Raw genomic sequence first — 20,156 nt, 5'->3', positions numbered from 1 at the left:
CGCATGCCGTACTCGGCCAGCAGCGCCGCGTCTATGCTGTCGGTCTTGCTGTTCTGTAGTTTGATATTGGCGAAGTGCTTGGTGCTCTTGGGGTTGATCACCGCCACAGGCAGACCTGCCTCAGCTAGAGCTACCGCCAGATCAAAGTAATACACGCCCGTTGCTTCCATGACGATGCACTTCGGTTGAAGCTTCTTCATCGTGGACACCAGTGAATTGTGTCCATCCGGAGACTGCTTGTACTGCTTGGGCTTGCTAAATTTCCCCTCCTCACAGGTCACAACATCTACAGAGCTAGCACCAATATCCACCCCAACAAATAAAGACATACCCTTCACTCGCAACGCTAAATTAACGACAATAGTCACAGGTTCCCCGACCTCGCACTGACTTACCTGCTACCGACCTTGTGATACGAAGTCACGCGCAAGCGGCTTCGGGATACCCTTCGGAGTAGGTAATGAGGCGGGGAGCCGCTCTACAGACGAAGTCAGAACAAGCTGCTTCCAGGAGCGAACGGCCTCCCCAGTAACCGGTAAACCATAATCCATGTGACGCGTTGGCAACATACAAGGAGCGACTTCAGTCGCGAAGGTTCGAAGCTACGAACCACGTTCGGCAGCACGGATAGCGAAGAGCCCTTTTCGAGGCCTCAATCGCGGTTGACAGCGTGCCCCATGACCGCAGGGAGTGCTTTGGGTAAACCGCTCCTACAAAATCTTAAAACCCGGCAATACTGCCCTCTCGCCTGGGGTCGGCACCGCCCAGTAAGCCCTGCTCGGTAATGTGAATTACATGCAGACCGCTGGTTTGGTCGCGCAGTGTCACGGGGTGGCCTCTGCCGCGCATCCGTGCCACCGTGGCGGGGTCGGCTTTGCCGCTTTCCATCTCCACGCCACGTCCCATGGCAATGATATGGCCTTCGGCGATGGCCTCGCCCACGGGCATATTGAGCGCAAGGATGCGGTACAGGCTGGCCGCAACATAGTCGATAATACGTGCCCCACCGGGACTACCTAGCGCTAACACGGGTTGCTGATTTTTAAACACAATGGTGGGAGCCATTGACGAGCGTGGCCGCTTGCCAGCAGCAACACGGTTGGCAACCAGTGCCCCGTCTTTGCTCAGCGGCGAGAATGAAAAGTCCGTGAGCTGATTGTTCAGTAGAAAACCGCCTACCATCACGCGGGAGCCGAAAGCAGTTTCAATGCTGCTGGTCATGCTCACCACATTTCCCCAGCGGTCAACAATGCTGAAGTGGGTGGTGGAGGGGAGTTCAGGCGACGAGGCCGAGCGGCGTTTGGGAGCTGTTGCCGGGTTGCCGGGCTTCACGTCTGCGAGGACGGCGGCGTTATCGATCAGCATTGCGCGCTGGCGCAGGTAGTCGCTGTCTACCATTGCTTGGCTGGGCACCTCGACAAAGGCTGGGTCGCCCACGTAGTGGTTGCGGTCGGCGAAGGCCAAGCGCGAGGCCTCAATAAAGCCGTGCTGCCAATCGGTGCGCAAGCCCATGCGTTGTTCGTATGCGTCTAGCATTCCCAGAATGGCCAGTACCGTGGTTGCCCCTGACGAAGGCGGCGGTGCGCCACATACCGAGTACTCCCGGAATGGTGCGCACAGTGCTTCGCGCTTGATCGCACGGTAATTCGCCATGTCTTGCAGGGTGAGCTCACCGGCACTATTTGGGTCATTGCGAACGGCATCGACAATGGCCTGGGCGAGCTTGCCGCGATAAAAGTCTTCGCTGCCGTGTTTTTGTATGCGACCTAGTGTCGCAGCGTAAGCGGGGTTCTTCAGTACATGCCCGACTGGCTTAGGCTGCCAGCCGCCATCTGTGCGCGTAAAAAAGTAGCGTTGAATATAGGGGTTTACGGCCACCTTAGGCATGCGCTCAAGCAAAATATGCAGGCGTTCTGATACTGCAAAACCCTGCTCGGCAAGGCGAATTGCCGGCTCAAAAAGTGTCGCCCAAGGCAGTTTGCCATGAGCGCGATGGGCAGCTTCCAGCATTGCCAATACGCCGGGTACGCCCACCGAGCGGCCGCCAATCACGGCGTCGAAAAAGCGCATGGGCTTGCCATCGGCCTGTAAAAAATACGTGTCGTTAGCGGTGGCTGGCGCAGTCTCCCGGCCGTCCCAGCTCTCCAGTACCTCGCGCTGTGCCTGCCAATGAAGCATAAAGGCACCGCCGCCAATGCCTGACGACTGCGGTTCAACCAAACCGAGCACCAATTGCGCCGCAATGGCCGCGTCGACCGCGGAGCCACCTTTCTGCAGCACCCATTTCGCGGCGTCACTGGCATGAGGGTTCGCGGTAACCGCCATTGCGGTTTGGTATCGCGCCGACTTAATTTGGCCAAAGCCGCTCGCCGCTTCCGGAACAATAAGGGGGTCGCTGGCGTGGGCGAACGTGCTCAGGTATAACCAAAGCAACGTCAGCAAGGTTTTGTGCGCTTTCAACAATTTATCCTCCAGTGCCGCGGTGGGAAAAGCTCGCCGTGGGCCAGTGTAGCGCAAACCCAGTAGTGGTCTCACAATTTTATCAAGGGGTGACATAGTGAGCGCGGTTTGTTTATGATCGGTTTTACTTGCGGTACCGAACCGTTATCGCGCGCCACGACGTGGTGTCGGTATCCAGGGAAGGAAACGAGATCGGTACAACCATAACAATAAGACGTAAACGATAGCGACCTAGGGAAGGGATGACGATGTTAGAACAGCTCCCCGCTGTGTATATTTTAGCGAACCGACAAAGTGGCAGCCTGCACAGTGGTGTTGCCGCCAATTTACGACAACACCTCCATGACTATCGCCAGGCCTTGAGCGAAATTCGCAAAGAGGTATTCGAGCTCGTGTATTTTGAGCTTTTTGAAGACCTCGAGCAGGCCTATATGCGAGAGAAACAAATCCAGGAATACTCCCACCGCCGCAAAACCGCCTTAATCGACAGTATTAACCCCAGGTGGGACGATCTCTACCAGACCGGGGAAGAAGCCTGAGCGCCGCGCTTGTTCGTATTCGGTGAATTCGATACCATCTGCCGCCTTAATTGCAATCCGGTGACTTATGAAACGCATCGTATACCCAGGTACTTTCGACCCGATCACCCGCGGTCATATCGATCTGGTCGAGCGCGCCAGCAAACTGTTCGACACCGTTGTGCTCGCCGTCGCGAACAGCGAGAAAAAGCAGCCGATGTTCGCCTTGCAAGAGCGCATGGAACTGTGTGCCGAAGCGCTTTCCCACCTGCCAAATATTGAAGTGTGCAGCTTCACCGGACTGACCGTGGAACTGGCGCAAGAGCAAAACTGCCACAGTATTTTGCGCGGCGTACGCACCGTGGCTGACTACGAGTACGAACTGCAGTTAGCCAACATGAACCGCGCGCTGGCACCGGATCTGGAAACCGTATTCCTGACCCCTGGAGAGTCCCTCTCTTACGTCTCCTCCTCACTGCTGCGCGAAATTGCCAGCATGGGCGGCGATGTTTCACGTTTCGTGCCCGACAACGTCATGGTGGCACTCAACGCCCGCTTCTCACGCAAGTAACGGCAATAGCATGGCACTGCTGATCACCGACGAATGCATCAACTGCGACGTATGCGAGCCAGAGTGCCCTAACGAAGCGATCTATATGGGCGAGGAAATCTACGAAATCGATCCCGCCCGCTGCACCGAATGTGTCGGTCACTTCGACGAACCCCAATGCCAGCAAGTCTGCCCAGTAGACTGCATCCCCCTCGATCCCAACCACATCGAAACCGAAGAACAACTCCTCGCCAAATACCATAAATTGACCGATTGAGCGGAATCGGTCGCGGTCAGGCCCGCTCCTACAGCGCCGTGGGCATGTTCGGGTTTTCGTAGGAGCCCGCCAGAGGGCGATACAGTCCAGTTTGATTAAGAATATCGTGCTAACTTACGAAGGAAATATCTGACACAGGGACGTGTTGATGCCTATCAAATCACGACGTGGTTATGCACTACGAACGGGGCGGCGCTCAATAATGGGCCAAACCTACATGGTCACAACGGTGACGTGGCAGCGGCAAAGTCTCTTCCACAACCTCCAGCTAGGTCGTTGCGTTTCGCGATCAATCTGTTCATCACCCTACGCAGATACAGTGGCCCATGTTGTAATGCCTGACCACTTTCACTGGCTTTTTGAGCTAAAAGATCGAAGCCTTTCAGAAGTCGTTCAGCGAGTTAAAACCGAATCTGCCAAGCAGATAAATCACACTCTAAATCGCCCCTCAGCAAAAATCTGGCAACCCGGTTTCTATGATCACGCCTTGCGTCGTGACGAAGACCTGCGCGCAGCGGCGCGATATATCATTGCCAACCCACTTCGCGCAGGCTTGGTTGACGATCTTGGTCAATATGCGCTGTGGGATGCAGTGTATTTATAGTTCAGGGCATCGCGGTCAGGCCCGCTCCTACACGAACGGCCAAGGCAGGTTCATTGTAGGATAGCGTGGCCCGCGAGTGGAGCGAGTGCTGTGGCCAGCCCGCCTGAGGGCGACCGGAGCGAACGGTAGGGGTCGATCGATCACTGCCCACGACACTCCCTTCGGTCATGGGCCGCGCCGTGCTGCAGGTTATGGCTGGTCGTAGTGCCCACCAATGGCGAAGATATAAATGGATTTATCGTCGAACCGATATATCAACCGGTCTTTCTGGGAAATCCGTTTTGACCAAAGGCCGGAAAGGTTATGTTTCAGTGGCTCGGGTTTTCCCAAGCCGGAAGAGGGGTCGTTGGATCGCAGCATTTCTCTGAGCAATTTACATAAGGCTTTGTGCAAACGCTTGTCTTTTTCGCGCACGGCTTCATAGGCTTCCCAGGTATTACCCTCAAATACCAGTGATCTCATTCATTTGCTCGTCAGTCGGTTTGTAGCCTTGGCTGCGGGTATGGGTGTCAAGGGAGTCGGCAATTTGCTGCATCAGGTCTTTGTTCTGGAGCACGTAAAGAGTTTCTTGCTCTCGCTCCCAATCGTCGGCACTAATGACCACAAACGCCTCGCCAGCCCTTCTCGTAACCTTGAGGGGCTCATGCCGGCTAACTACTTCTTCTACAACACTTTTCAGGTTGTCTCTAAACTTGTTTACGCTAATGGTGTCCATACGGGTATCCTTATGTACGGAAATGCCGTACAACTATATACCGTAAGTGCTAACAAGGCCAAGGGTTTTGGTCGCGGTCAGGCCCGCTACCCAAAGCACTCCCTTCGGTCATGGGGCACGCTGTCCTACGTGAACGGCAAAGGTGGGATGGTTATAGGACAGTGTGGCCCCTGTAGGAGCCCGCCCGAGGGCGAGCGGAACGAATGGCACGGATGGGATTTTGGTCGCGGTCAGGCCCGCTCCTACACGAACGGCCGAGGTGGGCTCATTGTAGGACAGCGTGGCCCGCGAGCAGAGCGAGTGCTGTGGCCAGCCCGCCTGAGGGCGACTGGAGCGAATGGCACGGAATGGGGTTTGGTCGCGGTCAGGCCCGCTCCTACAACACGCAGGCCTCGCCGCGCCTAAACTACTTATCCGACTTGTATTCGTAGTGGTAGTAACCATACCCGTAGCCGTAGCCATAACCCGACGCACGGCGCTCTACGGCGTTAAGGACAACGCCCTTCACGGTAATGCCGTTTTGTTCGAAGCGCTGTTTAGTCACTTCCAGCTCTTTAATCGGGTTCAGGCCAAAGCGGGCAACGATCATGGTCACGCCACACTGGCGGCCCACAATGGCGGCATCGGTAACGGCCATAATTGGCGGGGTATCGACAATAACCAAGTCAAACTGTTCTTTTACTTCGTTGAGCAGATCAGTCAGTTGCTGGCTCATTAACAATTCCGACGGGTTGGGAGGGATCACTCCACGAGGCATGACAAACAGCTCGCCAACGCGTGTCGGTTTTATCGCTTCTTGAACGCTAATTCGCTTGCCCAGTACGTCGCTCACACCGTTATCTGGCTGCATGCCAAACATCTTATGCATATAGCCTTTGCGAAGGTCCATATCGATCAGCAGTACGCGCTGACCCGCCTGAGCTACTACCGCCGCAAGGTTGCCGGAAACAAACGACTTACCCACATTGGGACTGGGGCCGGAGATCATCATCACATTGTTTTCAGCTTCCAGCATGGCAAAGTGTAGGCTGGTGCGCAGGTTGCGCAGGCTTTCAACCGCGATATCGGTAGGGTTTTTATGGGCCAGCAGGTCGTGAGGGTGTTGGTTCTTCTGTTTCTTGCGAATGGCTTGGCGACGTTTGCCCGCACCATCGAGCTTACGCTGCTCATCGGAAAGTGGAATGCTGGTATATACCGGCAGGCCAATAGCCTCTATGTCATCGGGGTTTTCAACACCGCGATTCAGTGCCGAGCGCACCAACACCAAGGCTACTGAGAGGAAGCCGCCCAGCAGCGTGGCAATCACTACAATCAGTGGCTTCTTGGGTTTAACGGGCTCTTCCACGTTAACAGCGGCGTCGTCAACAATGCGCACATTGCCCACGGTACCCGCCCGCACAATATCTAGCTCCTGAATATTGTTCAGCAATTGCGTATAAATTTCGGTACCAACTTCTAGGTCGCGCTTAAGCCCAAGCAGCTCCTGTTGGGTGCCAGGTAGGCTCTTGATACGCTCGTCCAGCTCTTGCTTACGTGAGCGCAGCTCGGCCATTTGCTCCCGCCACGCCTGATAGGCGGGGTGGTCGCGGGTATATTTACGGTCCAGCTCGGCCTGCTGTAATTGCAGCTCAGCAACACTGGTTTCCAGCTCGACTACTTGATCAAGCAGCGCTTCGGCTTCGGCAGTAATGTTTACTGAGCCCGCTTTAACTTGGTAGTCATTAAACTTGCGCTCGGCTTCTTCCAGGTCGCGCTTAATACTCGGCAATTGCTCGCGGAGGAAGTCCAGGCTTTTTGATGCCTCGGCAGATTGGCGCTCAACGTTCTGGCGAAGATAGTTCTGCGCCACCACGTTCAATACATTTTCAGCGTGGCTGGGGGTGTCGTCTTCCAATGACAGGGCGATAATGCCTGAGTCTTTGCCGCGTTCAGAGGCGCCCAGCGTTTCTTGCAGCTCAATAATGGCGCTCAAGCGACGCTGACGGACAACGCTAAATTCGGTGCCAGGGTTGGCGCTCAGCTCACTCACAAACAAGTTATACCCCGGCGCGCTGGCACGCTGGCCAACGCGGCCCTCTAAAATCAATGCATCGTCGGGGGAATACAGCGCGTAGTTGCCATCGCCCAGGCTACGCAGCACATGCGCCTCGCCGAAAAACGCTGCAGGTACCGAAAATTCACTCACTCTCAGTGCTTCGCCGCCCCAGGCATAGCTGCTCATGCCCATCAGCGGGGCTGCGATTTCGCCGTCCAAGCCGGCGAACCGGCGGGCGACCGCCGCGCCAATAACGGGGAAGTACTTCGGCTCGATAACAATGTCCAGGTTCAGTTTGTCTACCGCACTGCCCAGCACCGTGCGGCTTTTAATCAACTCTATCTCCGTAACCGCCGCAGATTCGCCACCAAACATCTCGGTAATGTCACCCATGCCGGGTAAACCGGGCGACTTCTCTTCCACCTGCACAATGGCGTTGGCGCGGTAGATAGGCGTTGCCAGTAAGGCATAGGCCACGCCAAAAAACATGAAGATAGTGGTAATGCCGACAATCAGATTTTTGTTGTCCCACAGGGTGGCAAAAAGGGCGAGCAAATCAATTTCATCGTCTGCCTGACTGGGTTTGGTAGCATTAACGGGTGCTTGTGTACTCATAGTCATTTCCAACGGGCGCTATTACTCGCCTTGTCCTATTCAGTCCGGCCGCTAGGGCGCAATGTATGCGGTGCTATACCCGCGCCATCATTAATTCTGGTTTTCGATATCGCCCAGGGTGTTAGTGGCGATGATGCTCGGCAGCAACTGACTCAGGAAGCGGTTCCAGCGGGTGATCGGCGCGGGTGACACATACACAATATCGCGTGGCGACAGCGTGAACTTATCAGCCAGCATAAAGCCAACGGCAGAGGCTGCGTTTAGGTGGTAGACGGTGGCGTTATAAACGGGCATGCCGTCCTCGTCGCGGCTTACTCCGGTGTTGCGCAGCACGTATATGCCGCGGCCGTCGGCGCGGTTTTCATTAATGCCATTGGCGCTGGCCAGTGCCTCAGCCAGGCTGGTGCCTGTGCGGGACATAAGAATGCCCTGCGGCCGGTTAACTTCGCCGAGTACAAAGACTTTGTCGGCGTCATTGCGTGGCACGTGAATCAGGTCGCCGTGCTGCAGCAGCAGGTTTTCACTCCAGGCGCCGGTTTCATAGAGCGAGCGCAGCGAGATGCTCTGGGTTTCACCATTGCGCGTTAGTTGAATGTCGCCCCACGAGGCGTTGTTGGCGAGGCCGCCCAACTGCTCAATGGCGTCGATCAGCGTGAGCGGAATTTTGGTTACTGGCACAACGCCGGGCTGACGAACTGCGCCGCTTACGTACACACGCTGGCTTCTGAAATCGGCCACGCGCACATCGACTTGTGGGCGCTTAATGACTGAGGCCAGCTTTTGTTCCAACTGCGCCTTAATTTCGGCAGTTGTCAGGCCATTCACTTGCAGCTCGCCGGCATAGGGGTAGAACACCGTACCGTCGGCCTTCACCTCGTTGCCACCCTCGGCTGCGGTGCGGAAGGAACCCGCGGGTATCGTTAGTTCGGGGTGTTCCCACACGGTAATGGTCAGCACATCGCCGGGGCCAACGCGGTATTGGTAGTCGTTAAGCTGCTGCTCCAAGTCACTGCTCAGCGTTGCTTGGCGAGCGGCGGGGGCGTTCATATTGGCGAGCAGGGTCGCATTAATGGGAATGTAGCGAATCTCGGTTTCGGCGGGGGTGTAATCCTCGGGGGTATCGTCAAACCACACCGAGTTCATGCGGCTCATATTACTGCCCGGTACTACCGTGCATGCTGCGCAGCTCAGCACCAATGCGCTGGCAAGCAAATTTTTCACTTTCATTCCCTAACCCTTGCTACACCGCTGGCCCCGTGGTGCCAGCTAGTCCATAAATAATGTTTTAATTTTCTGTACGAGTCGATCGTCGCGACTACCAACGATAGCGCGCTTCTATGAAGGCGCTCTCAATGCCATGGTCGTAGTTATACAGTTGCAGGCCATCATCCACCTTGATGTAGCCCACTTCGGCGTTCAAGCCACCAAATTGCTGGCTGTAACTAATTTCCAAGGTATTGCCTTCACCCTGACTGCGGCCAGCAGCGCCGCGACCGCCGCCATCAATATTTAAGGCAACGTCCGAGTAACGCAACGACCAACGGCTACCGTCCGGCAGCATCCAGTCCAGGCCGAGAGTATCCAGCTCGCTGTCGTTATCGATACTGGCACCAATGGCGCGGCCCTTATAGCGGTAGCCATTCTTGTAAATGGCATGTTCATACACGTAGTTACTGCGCTCATCGCCAATTAATGCGCCCGCTGTGGTTTGGGTGCGCTCTAAAAACCAGTGCAGGCGGTGCTTTTCAATTGCAAACAAGCCATTCAGGCCCACTACATGGGTTAAGCGAGAGGGTTGGTAGCCGCTTTCATCTTCGCCAATATGCTGGATGTAAGCGCCTTGATTGCCCCAAGGCGTCGCCCACAGCATTTTCACATCAAAACCGGCCAGCTGGTTGCCCGGCTCATTTTCCTGGGTAAGTCCGCCGTCCCCGCGGTTGTCATTACCCAGCATAAGATCCTTAAAACTGGAAAAGTTCTCATCGCGGCCATCGCCACCCCACTGGGCGGTGCGACTGGCAGCAATTTCCAGCCACTGTGCGGGCTTGACCGCTACACGCATTCCTAACAATTTTGCGCCGGGTACTGCGCGTTCCCCTTCCAGCTGACCGGCAAAGGCCTGCAGTTGCCAAGGGCCAAGCCAGCTCAACAGCGGCGTTTCAAATTCATGGGCGCGGTTGCGTTGCAGGCTAATGCCTGGAACGGGCCGCGCATTGTTGGAAAGCAACAAACTGCTCTGCCAGCCAGCGCCCCACCAGCGGTCAATGGCGCCCAGTGCTACGCCCCAATTGCCAAAGGCCCGTGCAAGATAGCTGCCATCTAAACGGCGGTGTTCGCGCGGGGCATCGGGAATGTCATAGCTAAGGCGCAACTCGCCTGCCCAACTGCTGCTCATAAATTCAGCGGAAACAGCGCCGTATTCGGGGGCATTGTTGCTGTCGCCGAAGCCGGTTAAAAATCGACGTTCCTGCTCGCTGTGAGCAAGTTCAATACTGGCGCTAAAGGGTTTGCGCTCCTGCTCAAAGCGGGCCAACAAAGCGTCCAGTGCTTGGCGTTCCAGTGCACTAATATTGCGGGCTTGGGCACGTTTCAGGTCAGGTAAAATACTGCCCCACATCAGTGGCCATTGAGTCGTTGGTGCGGTAATAATGCCGGTGCTGGATAGCAGCTCAATATGGTGGCGCAAATCCAGCTCGTTTGGCCCAATCCAAGGCTTTGCGCTGGCGACAGAAGGTGCCACAGCACTAGCGGCCAGTAAACAGGCAGACAAAGAAAACGCTTTACACCGCTGGCCAATCAACATGCCTTGGAATTCCATCCTTTTTAGTAATTACGCGAACACCCCGCGCCGCTGCTCGCAACGCCAATATTCCAAACAGGCGAATGCGCCGCAATCATACGCGTGACCTAATAAGAAGGACAAGGATCATGCCAACGAACTGTGACAATGTCACGACATTGCCACCCCGCATGCCCCTGGTTTTCGTAGGAGCGGGCCTGACCGCGACTGAAGTATCCGTAGGAGCGGTTTCAACCGCGAATGTTGGTTTGCGGGCTGTTGTAGGACAGCGTGCCCCATGACCGTAGGGAATGTCTTGGGTAGCAGGCCTGACCGCGACCATACCTTATGTCTGATACCTCGTCGCACATTCACGTCCGCACCAAAACAACCCACCCAACAACCCCGCGCACCAACCCAGTGCGCCGCGCATCCGAGACTTGTAGGACAGCGTGCCCCGCGACCGAAGTATCTGTAGGAGCGGTTTTAACCGCGAATGATCTTCCCGCGCTGTTAGTAGGACGCCGTGCCCCATGACCATAGGGAATGTCTTGGGCAGCGGGCCCGACCGCGACCTTTGCCGGCGCGCCTCCAATACCACCGCCCTATACGCCCCCGGAATCGCTCAACACTCCACCCAAATTAACCAAACCGTAGCAATTCGCTGTCACACTACGCGCCGGAACAAAGCGAGCTCGGCAAACTGGTTGTTCAGCCAGCATTGGCGCAAAACCTGCATTACGATGTAATGCGAAGCGCAGGGCGGGGTAACAAGCGCGGCAGCTCTGCGCTGCGCCAATCTTGTCACTATGTCATCTTGTTAGAGATTTGCGGTTGGCTTTTGCACTGATGTGGCGCAAAATAGCGCCCCCTTCCAATGTGTTCAAGTAAGAAAGCTGGTTATCGAGGTGTAAGTAAACGCCCGGTTATGGTGTGAGAAATATCCCCGGCTAATGGAGGTAGTGCACTTGGCAAAGGGCGCCAGCACGTTAAACACCGAGCATACATTTATGTTAGCGGCCAGCGATATCAAGCGAGGGAATTGCTGTGAATACTAACCCAGTTCAAGCGTCCGGATCCGTCCGGCACGGAGGCTTCATTCGTCAGCACCATTCAATGCTGGTTGCCATGCATCAGCTATTTGATGTGTTGCTAACGTGGGGGCTTCTGGCTGCATTCGTTTACATTGCGGGTTATACGTGGGATGTGCCCCAGCAAATGGCGGCTTTCCTCACGTCCATATGTTTCCATATCCTGGCAAATAAAAACGGCCTCTACCTTTCGTGGCGTGGTCACTCCTTATTCGGCGAGGTGCGCGCTGTTTTCCTCACCTGGACGTTGGTTATTGGCGTTTTGCTGACCATCGTTTTCCTATTCGATATGACCGAACGCTACAGTGGTGGTGTAATGGTGGCGTGGGCGATAGCGGTGCCCGTATCCATCAGTTTTTATCGTGTTTCAGCGCGCATCATCATGCGTGAATTTCGTAGAGCGGGGGTAAACACTCGCCGTATCGCCATAGTAGGGGCCAAAGAGCCGGGCTTAAGTTTGGCTCGCAGTATTCTTGGTAGCCCCTGGATGGGCATAGACATCTCTGGCTTCTACGACAACCGAGTGAGTATCGGTAGCCACCCACTGCCAGCAGAAAAGGGTGGTGAAAAATTGCAGGTCATCGGCAATATCGATGCCTTAAAGAAAGAAGCTCGCGCAGGCAGTGTTGACGATATCTACATTGCACTACCTATGCGCGAAGAGGAAACCATTAAAGAGTTGGTAGAAGAGCTTTCCAATAGCTCATGCTGTGTGCACGTAGTGCCGGACCTGTTTACTTTCAAAATGCTAAATGCCCGCAGCCGAGAGATTGGTGGTCTGCCTGTAGTAAGCGTTTACGACACCCCCTTCGACTCCTTCGACTCAGCGGTAAAGCGTATAGAGGATGTAGTGCTTAGCTCCATCATCTTATGCTTAATTGCCATTCCTATGCTCATTATTGCGGCAGCAGTTAAATTTACCTCGCCCGGCCCTATTATTTTCAAGCAGCGTCGTTACGGGATCAATGGCGAGGAAATTGAGGTGTGGAAGTTTCGTAGTATGACCACTTGTGATAACGGCGATGTGGTTAAGCAAGCCACTAAGGGTGATGCGCGTATTACTAAAGTCGGGGCGTTTATTCGAAAAACGTCACTAGATGAACTCCCCCAGTTTATCAATGTTCTTCAGGGCTCTATGAGTATTGTTGGTCCGCGTCCTCATGCGGTGGCTCACAATGAGCTATATCGCGACAAAATTGACGGCTACATGCAGCGCCACTTGGTTAAGCCTGGAATTACTGGTTGGGCGCAGATAAATGGCTGGCGTGGTGAAACAGACACTATTGAAAAAATGGAAAAGCGGATTGAGTTTGATTTGTTTTATATTCGGCATTGGTCGGTGTGGTTTGATTTGCGCATAACATTTCTTACAATTTTTCGCGGCTTCCTTACTAGCTCTGCATAGCAAAGCGCATCGGTTATGGATGGTTAGATTAAGCCTCAGTTTGGTTGATAAGTTATTAGCCAGGGCGGAGCTAGCTTGTTTCGAAAATTTAAGAGGCCCAACTTGGTGAGAGTCAATCTTAAGCGCCTGAGAGGAAATAAAGCACTTATTGGGTACCTTGTGAATTCGTCGTGGATGATATCCGAGTACGCACTAAAAATTATTGCTGCGTTATTTGTAAGTATTTATGTGGCTCGTTATTTGGGCCCTGAGCGCTTTGGTGTCATTAGTTATGCGCTGGCTGTAGTAGCAGTTTTTATGGTTGTCAGTAGATTAGGTATGGAGAGTATACTGGTTCGTGATCTAGCTCGCCACTCCGAAAGTCGGGAGTCATATCTTGGTACGGCTTTTTGGCTTATGCTCATTGCGGCGTTGTTAAGTAATTTTTGTTTAGCATTAATGACTTATTTTTTTGAAAAAGATAGCGAAATCCAGTTATATATTTGGATTATATCTATTGGAATGATTTTCCAGTCCTTTTTGGCTATTGACTATAATTTCCAGTCTCAGGTAAAGGCAAAGTACTCCTCGTTAGCGAAGTCTAGCGCGTTGGCGTTAGGCTCGGTTGTTAAAATTTCTCTAGTCGTGGTTCAGGCTGATATATTTTGGTTTGCAGCTGCTTATGCTCTAGATCAAGTAATTATAGCAATCTTGTTATCTCTAATGCATGTGCGTTTGGGGCAAGTGAGGTTTCTGTTGAATTTCAAGGCCTACTTGGTCAAGCCCTTGCTGCGCAGTGCATGGCCGATGGTGCTGTCGGGTGTTGCAGCAGTTTTGTATATGAGGATTGATCAGTTAATGATCAAAAATATGCTGGGTGCGCATGACCTTGGGCTTTATTCCGCGGCAGCTAAAATATATGAAGGTTGGGTGATTGTTCCATACGTAATAAGTATTTCGCTTTTGCCAGCAATTGTTAAATTGAAGGCGCATTCGGCTTATCGTTACGAGGACGGAATGGCGAAGCTATTCGCCCTCGTTTTTTGGCCCGGTATTGGTGTCGCGATAATAATTTCCATTTTCGGTGATTCCGTTGTGTTGCTTACTTTTGGTTCGGAATATCTTGGTGCTACAAATGCGCTGATTATTTCAATGTGGGCGGTTGCATTTACAGGATTGGGTGCAGTTACGTCACGCTATTTGACTGTAGAGGGCTTAGAGACGAAGATAGCTCTTAGAACATTGATCGCTTTATTAATAAATGTAATTTTGAATTATTTTTTTATACCAATTTATGGGATGGAAGGTGCTGCAGCTGCAACATTAATTACAATATTAATTGCAAACTATTTGATTAATTATACGGATAGCAGTTTAAAGTCGCTCGTCCGAATATGTAACAATGCTATTACATTAAATTTTTTATTTAAAGAGATGCCTAAGTCATGAAAGACGGAATAAAACTACTCGATTGCACTCTTCGCGACGGTGGATATTACAATCATTGGGATTTTAGTCCGGAGTTAATAGACGATTATCTTCTTGCAATGGCTGCGTTGAATGTGGACTATGTCGAAATAGGGTTTCGTTCGCTCAATAATAATGGCTTTAAAGGGGGGTGCGCATACAGTACCGATAAGTTTATTTCAAATTTGAATATTCCAAAAGAACTTTCGTCGAAAATTGGTGTAATGGTAAATGGGTCTGAGCTTTTGCCTAAATCAGGGAGTTCAGTATCTGATGTTGAAGGTTTTCTGACTGAAAAGCTTAGTGTTTTATTTAAGTTGAAAGAATACTCCCCAGTGACTCTTGTTCGAATAGCCTGTCATGTCCACGAATTTAGGGCGTGTTTGCCTGCAGCGAGTTGGCTAAAGAATGCGGGCTATTTGGTAGGTTTTAACCTAATGCAGGTTGCTGAAAGAACAGCAGAAGAAGTTACAGCACTCGCTCTTGAAGCGAGAGATTATCCAATTGATGCTTTGTATTTTGCCGACAGTATGGGGAGTTTAGATCCAGAAAAAACATCAAAAATAATTACGGCATTTAAGCGTGGGGCGAATTGTGAGTTAGGTATTCATACACATGACAATATGGGGCTTGCTATAGCAAATACACAGCGGGCGGTTCGAGATGGAGTTTTATGGGTAGACAGCACTGTTACTGGTATGGGAAGAGGGCCGGGTAATTCCCAAACTGAATATCTAGCATTAGCCTTACAGGAGCAGAGAAATGTGAAATCGAATCCGATCAAATTGTTCGAGTTGATTCGAAAACATTTCAAGCCAATGCAGAATGAATATGGCTGGGGTACAAATCCATACTATTACCTCGCGGGAAAGTATGGCATTCATCCATCTTATGTGCAGGAGATGCTGTCAGATAACCGATTCAACGAAGAAGATATTCTTGCTGTAATAAATCACCTTAAGCTAGAGGGAGGGAAGAAATTTAGTAGTAATCTTCTTGAAGGGGCGAGGCATTTTTATTCGGGTACCCCGAAGGGACAATGGTGCCCCCAGGAGCTAATCAATGATAGAGACGTATTAATCATTGGTACTGGCCCTGGTGTTATGCGACATAAGGCGGCTATAGAATCCTTTATAAAGGAAAAGGCTCCCTTTGTTATAGCGTTAAATACGCAACAAATTATTTCAGCGGATTTGATTAATGTTAGGGCTGCATGTCATCCCGTTAGATTGCTCGCTGATTGCGCTGAGCATCTCTCGCTACCTGAGCCGATCTTAACGCCCGCAAGTATGCTGCCAAATGATGTTAGAAATGAGTTGATGGCTAAAGAAATATTAGACTTCGGTTTAGGGGTAAAAGAAGGGGTTTTTGAATTTAATGAAAGCCATTGTTTGGTTCCCGCTGCAATGGTCGCTGTTTATGCGTTAGCTGTGGCGGCGAGTGGGAAGGCCAGAAAAATATTCTTGGTTGGTTTTGATGGGTACTCAACCGGGGATGTTCGTAACAGTGAAATGAATGAGATGTTTAGGCTATTTTGCGAAGCTGATGGAAGTATTCCATTAGTATCGCTTACGCCGACCACTTATCAAATTCCGGCAGCGTCGATATACGGACAGTTATAATTATGAATCAAGACATATTATTTAAATTTAAAAAAAAATTAGGTGAAGAACCTTGCCTAGGCCTATTTAGTAAAACTCTTGATTCCGATTTTGTTGCTGCAGTCGGTTATGGTGGCATGGATTTTATTATTCTTGACATGGAGCATGGGCCAGTACCATTGCCGACGATACATCATCATACACGAGCGGCAATAATGGCTGGTTTAGTGCCAGTTGTTCGTGTGAAGGGTGTTGATTCACATGCAATAGGATCCGCTTTGGATGCTGGTGCGTTGGGCGTGCAAGTACCAAATATCGCTACTGCAGAACAAGCTGCAGTTGCTGTCAAAGCCGCCAAATATCATCCCAATGGAATGCGCGGAGTTTGTTGTTATGTTAAGGCGGCAGACTTTGGTGAGCAACCCAAGCAAGATTATCTTAGAAAAGCGAATAATACCCTCCTGATTCTACAGGTTGAAGGTGTGGAGGGAATAGAGAACCTAGACGCGATCCTCGACGTAGATGGTTTCGATATTCTGTTTATCGGTCCATATGATTTATCTCAATCGGTAGGCAAGCCGGGACAGGTGGACTCTCCGGAAGTGCTTGATTTAATGAGGCGGATTTCGAGTAAGGCCAAAGCAAAAGGTGTCTTACTGGGAAGCTTCTCCGACAGTCTGCATCGTAATGCATCGCTTAAGGAGGAAGGTTTTAGTTACATTGCATATTCAGTTGACGTAAATATTTTTATGTCAAAGATTAAAGAAATAGTGAGTAATAAATGATATGTCGAAAAGAATAGTTGCAGTTGTGCCTGTTCGAAAAGGGTCCCAGCGTGTTATTTCAAAAAACACGCGCCCATTTGCGGATACCTCCCTGCTTGAACTTAAGTTAAAGGTTCTGAAGCATGTGCAAGGCATCGATCAGATTTTGGTCAATACCGATTGCGAGCGCTCCATTGAGATTGCTGAAGAAATGGGCGTATCTATTCATCGGCGCAAACCTGATTTTGCAAGTTCAAGCGTTACTAATGATGTGCATTGGAGGCACATCGCAGAAGTAACAGATACAGATATTTTGATGATGGCGCAAACGACGAGCCCAATGCTAAAGGCTGCAACGTACGAATTTGCGATCCGTGAATATCTCGACGGGATGGGGTTGTATGACAGCATTAACTCAGTGTCGCCAGAGAAAAAGTTCCTTTGGCAGAACGGAGTGCCGATTAATTACGAGCTTGATCAAACACCAAAAAGCCAGGACTTGCCTGATATCGTATCACTTAACTTTGCAATAACTATTATCAGCAAAGCATTAATGTTTGAGCGCGGTAATGTTGTTGGTACTAAGCCGAAGTTTGTTGCCTTGGATAAAGTTCAGTCAATTGATGTGGATGATATTTTAGACTTTGAGTTTGCGGAATTTGCATATAAAAAATATGGTTTTGATTGGCTTGTGAAAAAATGATTAAAGATATTAGCCAATACAAAACCTTGGTTTTTGATTGCGATGGTGTTGTTTTAGACTCGAATAAAGTTAAGACGGCAGCTTTCTATGAGGCTTCCAAGCATTATGGCCTGGAATGCGCTAACAAATTGATTGAATACCACGTCGCAAATGGCGGGGTTTCAAGATACGCTAAATTTAGATATTTTCTAACAGAGATTGTCGGTAAAAGTGAAGTATGTGATGCTGAGCTCAGAGAGCTATTAGGTAAGTTTTCATCAGCAGTTAAGTCAGGCTTATTGACTTGTGGGGTGGCGGAAAAACTGGCGGAGCTTCGAGATAAAACTCCGGACTCAACGTGGCTTATTGTGTCTGGCGGAGATCAGGCTGAATTACGTGAGGTCTTTAAAAAGCGCAATATCGCACGTTATTTTAACGGTGGTATATATGGGAGCCCAGATACCAAAGAGCAGATCCTAGCGCGTGAAATTCGAGCGAACAATATCAGGCAGCCAGCGCTATTCCTAGGTGATAGTAAATATGATGCGAAGGTTGCAGTTGAAGCGAGCATTGATTTCGTGTTCATGACTCAATGGACTGAGGTTGATGCGTGGAAGTATTGGCTACTGGAGAACGGTTACACTAGCAAGTCAAAGCTGGCAAATTTTGTTGATTAGTATTTGGCAGAATGTCTGCGAAAACCTATTTTAGATACGGTGTTTAATTGGATAACGTGAGATACAAGACTTATTTGAGCCTGGTAAGGGCTTTGTCTGGTTTAGAATACAAAAGAATTCCCTTAGAAAAATTAAGCGCGTATTTCCTAGCCGTAACGGTATACCATTTCGCAGGTAAAGGCGCGATTAAAAAAATTAAAGCCTTAATTAAAATATTTTTCTTTGTTCCTCGGTTGAAGCATTTCGGCTCTAAAAGTGATGCGTTATACATATACAGTATTATCAGACACGATTATGAAAGATTGGCGGATGCATATATTGAAAAAATGGGTATAGACTTTGAGCGTTTGGCGGTAAGTGGTCAGATAAGAGGCTGGAGATTTAATTTTGACGTGTACGCTTTTATAGCCGCGCATAAATTTTCTGTCGCCGCTAACTCCGGTCAGTACTTTCATTTGTTTATGTCGGTTTATCCCGCACTGGCTTCGTTAAACTATTTTGAGAAAAAAATAGACGCATCTAAATTCCGTACCTGCCTTAGCTTTAATAGTTCTTATGAGTATGAGAGCGTAATTACACTGTTAATGCGATATTCGGGGGTTAAAACATATACGCTTCAGCATGGTATGTATTATGAATATAAAAATGAAGTTCCGTTCGAGATGATAGGTATGTATTTTTCAACGGCAGAAATATTCTATGCATGGGGAGCGTTTACTCGGGATCAGCTCAAAGATTACTTGGAGCCATTTACTAAAATCGATGTTGTTGGTAATCCATTATATAAAAATCGCAGTTTCTCCTCATCTTTTAAGCCTGGCTCAAGGCGAGTGTTGGTTTGTTTGCCTCGGATAACCTATGATCAGGAAATAGTTAAATTGTTAAAAATATTGTCAGATGACATATTTTTTAATTATCAATTTGTTGTGCGTCCTCATCCTTCTTTAAACAGGAATAAAATTTCTGATTTATGTCGAGTTAATGGAATTAGTGTTTCAGAAAAAAAATTACTTGAAGATGAGTATGCTGGGGGATTTCGCGCAGTTTTAGGATTCAACTCAACAACTCTTTTCGAGTCACAGTTCTATGAGCTTCCTGTGCTTCAATATCTTAGTGGTAATGATGAGTTCTATGGCGTAGGTTTCAAAGAGTTTTCAGACGCTAATGAGCTTTATGAATTGTTAGTCGATGACGAGATTTTAAGTGGGTTAAATAATCCGGCATATTATTTCGGCGAGTGTCAACCGAATGAATAAAAATATTTTTGAAGTATTTCGTATTTTATATTTTACGCCAATTGCATTGCTGCGCTTAATGATAATGAAGGCGACTTTGAATTTCAATTTTAATTTGTACAAGTCAAAGTCCTTTGGTCAGTATTATGGCGCGTTGGTTTTCCGTGGTCGCCCAGAAAGACTGGTAGTGGGAAACTATCTTCGCTGCCTCGGCAATATAAGTTTTATTTTCGGTAATAAGTTCTCAGGTCAGCTTGAAATTGGAAACAGAGTAATACTAGAGGACGGTGTGTCTATCGCTCCTCGTAATGGTTCAATTAGGTTAGGCGATGATGTTTTTGTTGGGCCTAATGTGTTGCTTCAATCATATTTTGGCGGGCCTATCACCATAGGGGAAAATGTCATAATAGCGAAGGATACTTCGGTAGTCGCATCAAATCATATTATTAGCAGCCCTCAAATCGGATTTAACATGGGTGAAGAAGGGGCAGAAATTGTTCTAGAAAAGAACGTCTGGATTGGTGCGGGTGTAAAGATATTAGCGGGCTCAAAAATTGGTGAAGGTACGATAGTTGCTGCGGGTGCGGTGGTTTCCGGTATATTGGAGCCATTTTCCATATATGGTGGAGTTCCTGCGAAAAAATTAAAAAAATATGATCTTACTGATGGAAATTGGCTTTCAGAGAGGTGATATTTTTTGTG

Annotated in this window: 19 protein-coding genes; 12 read left to right on the top strand and 7 right to left on the bottom strand. The window is 49.9% G+C overall.

Annotated elements, in window-relative coordinates; translation table 11 throughout:
• Positions 1–368: IS110 family transposase (locus H573_RS0116360; RefSeq protein WP_027875208.1), on the bottom strand; the 368-nt coding region annotated here is incomplete at its 3' end.
• Between the two features lie 352 nt (positions 369–720).
• Complete coding sequence (ggt, locus tag H573_RS0116355) at positions 721–2,460, bottom strand: gamma-glutamyltransferase (RefSeq protein WP_051171392.1); 1,740 nt, start codon at positions 2,458–2,460, stop codon at positions 721–723.
• A 248-nt stretch (positions 2,461–2,708) separates the two neighbouring features.
• On the opposite strand from ggt, the gene H573_RS0116350 reads away from it, so the two are divergent.
• The 4 genes from H573_RS0116350 (at position 2,709) to H573_RS0116335 (ending at position 4,409) form a co-directional block, all read left to right on the top strand.
• Positions 2,709–2,999, top strand: a complete 291-nt coding sequence (locus H573_RS0116350; protein ID WP_027875206.1) for a GIY-YIG nuclease family protein — start codon at positions 2,709–2,711, stop codon at positions 2,997–2,999.
• A 67-nt stretch (positions 3,000–3,066) separates the two neighbouring features.
• Complete coding sequence (coaD, locus tag H573_RS0116345; protein WP_027875205.1) at positions 3,067–3,549, top strand: pantetheine-phosphate adenylyltransferase; 483 nt, start codon at positions 3,067–3,069, stop codon at positions 3,547–3,549.
• Between the two features lie 10 nt (positions 3,550–3,559).
• Positions 3,560–3,805 (top strand): YfhL family 4Fe-4S dicluster ferredoxin, encoded by a 246-nt coding sequence (locus H573_RS0116340; RefSeq protein WP_027875204.1) that lies wholly within the window; start codon positions 3,560–3,562, stop codon positions 3,803–3,805.
• A gap of 148 nt (positions 3,806–3,953) precedes the next feature.
• The gene (locus H573_RS0116335) at positions 3,954–4,409 is read left to right on the top strand and encodes an REP-associated tyrosine transposase (protein WP_027875203.1); all 456 of its coding nucleotides are present in this window, start codon (positions 3,954–3,956) and stop codon (positions 4,407–4,409) included.
• Positions 4,410–4,598: 189 nt separating this feature from the next.
• On the opposite strand, the gene H573_RS0116330 is transcribed toward H573_RS0116335, so the two are convergent.
• The 5 genes from H573_RS0116330 to H573_RS18675 form a co-directional block, all read right to left on the bottom strand.
• Positions 4,599–4,871, bottom strand: coding sequence for a Txe/YoeB family addiction module toxin (locus H573_RS0116330; RefSeq protein WP_027875202.1), 273 nt, complete (start codon positions 4,869–4,871; stop codon positions 4,599–4,601).
• Positions 4,852–5,124 (bottom strand): type II toxin-antitoxin system Phd/YefM family antitoxin, encoded by a 273-nt coding sequence (locus tag H573_RS0116325; RefSeq protein WP_027875201.1) that lies wholly within the window; start codon positions 5,122–5,124, stop codon positions 4,852–4,854. The genes H573_RS0116330 and H573_RS0116325 overlap by 20 nt, the downstream gene beginning before the upstream one ends.
• A gap of 406 nt (positions 5,125–5,530) precedes the next feature.
• Positions 5,531–7,774 (bottom strand): polysaccharide biosynthesis tyrosine autokinase, encoded by a 2,244-nt coding sequence (locus tag H573_RS0116320; RefSeq protein WP_036257053.1) that lies wholly within the window; start codon positions 7,772–7,774, stop codon positions 5,531–5,533.
• Positions 7,775–7,864: 90 nt separating this feature from the next.
• Complete coding sequence (locus tag H573_RS0116315) at positions 7,865–9,001, bottom strand: polysaccharide export protein (protein ID WP_027875199.1); 1,137 nt, start codon at positions 8,999–9,001, stop codon at positions 7,865–7,867.
• An 88-nt stretch (positions 9,002–9,089) separates the two neighbouring features.
• A complete protein-coding gene (locus H573_RS18675) occupies positions 9,090–10,577 on the bottom strand; it encodes a capsule assembly Wzi family protein (protein WP_161624285.1) in 1,488 nt (495 codons plus the stop codon).
• A 1,023-nt stretch (positions 10,578–11,600) separates the two neighbouring features.
• Between H573_RS18675 and H573_RS0116305 the strand changes: the two genes are divergently transcribed.
• From H573_RS0116305 to H573_RS19205, 8 genes are all read left to right on the top strand, one after another.
• Positions 11,601–13,049 carry an undecaprenyl-phosphate glucose phosphotransferase gene (locus H573_RS0116305; protein WP_027875198.1) on the top strand — a complete coding sequence of 483 codons (1,449 nt, stop codon included), beginning with the start codon at positions 11,601–11,603 and terminating at the stop codon, positions 13,047–13,049.
• Between the two features lie 159 nt (positions 13,050–13,208).
• Entirely contained in the window at positions 13,209–14,477 is a 1,269-nt protein-coding gene (locus H573_RS0116300; RefSeq protein WP_154653938.1) for a flippase, read from the top strand.
• Complete coding sequence (locus H573_RS0116295) at positions 14,474–16,117, top strand: aldolase catalytic domain-containing protein (RefSeq protein ID WP_036257052.1); 1,644 nt, start codon at positions 14,474–14,476, stop codon at positions 16,115–16,117. The genes H573_RS0116300 and H573_RS0116295 overlap by 4 nt, the downstream gene beginning before the upstream one ends.
• A 2-nt stretch (positions 16,118–16,119) precedes the next feature.
• On the top strand, positions 16,120–16,881 hold the full coding sequence (locus tag H573_RS0116290) for an HpcH/HpaI aldolase family protein (RefSeq protein WP_027875195.1): 762 nt from the start codon (positions 16,120–16,122) through the stop codon (positions 16,879–16,881).
• Between the two features lies 1 nt (position 16,882).
• Complete coding sequence (locus H573_RS0116285; protein ID WP_036257051.1) at positions 16,883–17,563, top strand: acylneuraminate cytidylyltransferase family protein; 681 nt, start codon at positions 16,883–16,885, stop codon at positions 17,561–17,563.
• Positions 17,560–18,219: an HAD family hydrolase gene (locus H573_RS0116280; protein WP_027875193.1), complete on the top strand. Its 660-nt coding sequence runs from the start codon at positions 17,560–17,562 to the stop codon at positions 18,217–18,219. Before H573_RS0116285 ends, H573_RS0116280 begins: the two co-directional genes overlap by 4 nt.
• A 92-nt stretch (positions 18,220–18,311) precedes the next feature.
• A complete protein-coding gene (locus tag H573_RS0116275; RefSeq protein WP_154653937.1) occupies positions 18,312–19,475 on the top strand; it encodes a glycosyltransferase family protein in 1,164 nt (387 codons plus the stop codon).
• Positions 19,468–20,145: an acyltransferase gene (locus H573_RS19205; protein WP_051171390.1), complete on the top strand. Its 678-nt coding sequence runs from the start codon at positions 19,468–19,470 to the stop codon at positions 20,143–20,145. The genes H573_RS0116275 and H573_RS19205 overlap by 8 nt, the downstream gene beginning before the upstream one ends.
• Positions 20,146–20,156 lie beyond the last annotated feature (11 nt).

Origin of the sequence: Neomelitea salexigens DSM 19753 (genome assembly GCF_000422345.1) — a bacterium.
GTDB lineage: Bacteria > Pseudomonadota > Gammaproteobacteria > Pseudomonadales > Spongiibacteraceae > Spongiibacter > Spongiibacter marinus_A.
This window is presented reverse-complemented; position numbering and strand designations above follow the sequence as displayed.

Coding starts and splice junctions, on each gene's coding strand:
- H573_RS0116280 (WP_027875193.1), top strand. CDS start 17,560: ATGATTAAAGATATTAGCCAATACAAAACCTTGGTTTTTGATTGCGAT.
- H573_RS0116290 (WP_027875195.1), top strand. CDS start 16,120: ATGAATCAAGACATATTATTTAAATTTAAAAAAAAATTAGGTGAAGAA.
- H573_RS0116320 (WP_036257053.1), bottom strand. CDS start 7,774: ATGAGTACACAAGCACCCGTTAATGCTACCAAACCCAGTCAGGCAGAC.
- H573_RS0116350 (WP_027875206.1), top strand. CDS start 2,709: ATGTTAGAACAGCTCCCCGCTGTGTATATTTTAGCGAACCGACAAAGT.
- H573_RS19205 (WP_051171390.1), top strand. CDS start 19,468: ATGAATAAAAATATTTTTGAAGTATTTCGTATTTTATATTTTACGCCA.
- coaD (WP_027875205.1), top strand. CDS start 3,067: ATGAAACGCATCGTATACCCAGGTACTTTCGACCCGATCACCCGCGGT.
- H573_RS0116335 (WP_027875203.1), top strand. CDS start 3,954: ATGCCTATCAAATCACGACGTGGTTATGCACTACGAACGGGGCGGCGC.
- H573_RS0116315 (WP_027875199.1), bottom strand. CDS start 9,001: ATGAAAGTGAAAAATTTGCTTGCCAGCGCATTGGTGCTGAGCTGCGCA.
- H573_RS0116340 (WP_027875204.1), top strand. CDS start 3,560: ATGGCACTGCTGATCACCGACGAATGCATCAACTGCGACGTATGCGAG.
- H573_RS0116330 (WP_027875202.1), bottom strand. CDS start 4,871: ATGAGATCACTGGTATTTGAGGGTAATACCTGGGAAGCCTATGAAGCC.
- H573_RS0116295 (WP_036257052.1), top strand. CDS start 14,474: ATGAAAGACGGAATAAAACTACTCGATTGCACTCTTCGCGACGGTGGA.
- H573_RS0116325 (WP_027875201.1), bottom strand. CDS start 5,124: ATGGACACCATTAGCGTAAACAAGTTTAGAGACAACCTGAAAAGTGTT.
- H573_RS18675 (WP_161624285.1), bottom strand. CDS start 10,577: ATGTTGATTGGCCAGCGGTGTAAAGCGTTTTCTTTGTCTGCCTGTTTA.
- H573_RS0116285 (WP_036257051.1), top strand. CDS start 16,883: ATGTCGAAAAGAATAGTTGCAGTTGTGCCTGTTCGAAAAGGGTCCCAG.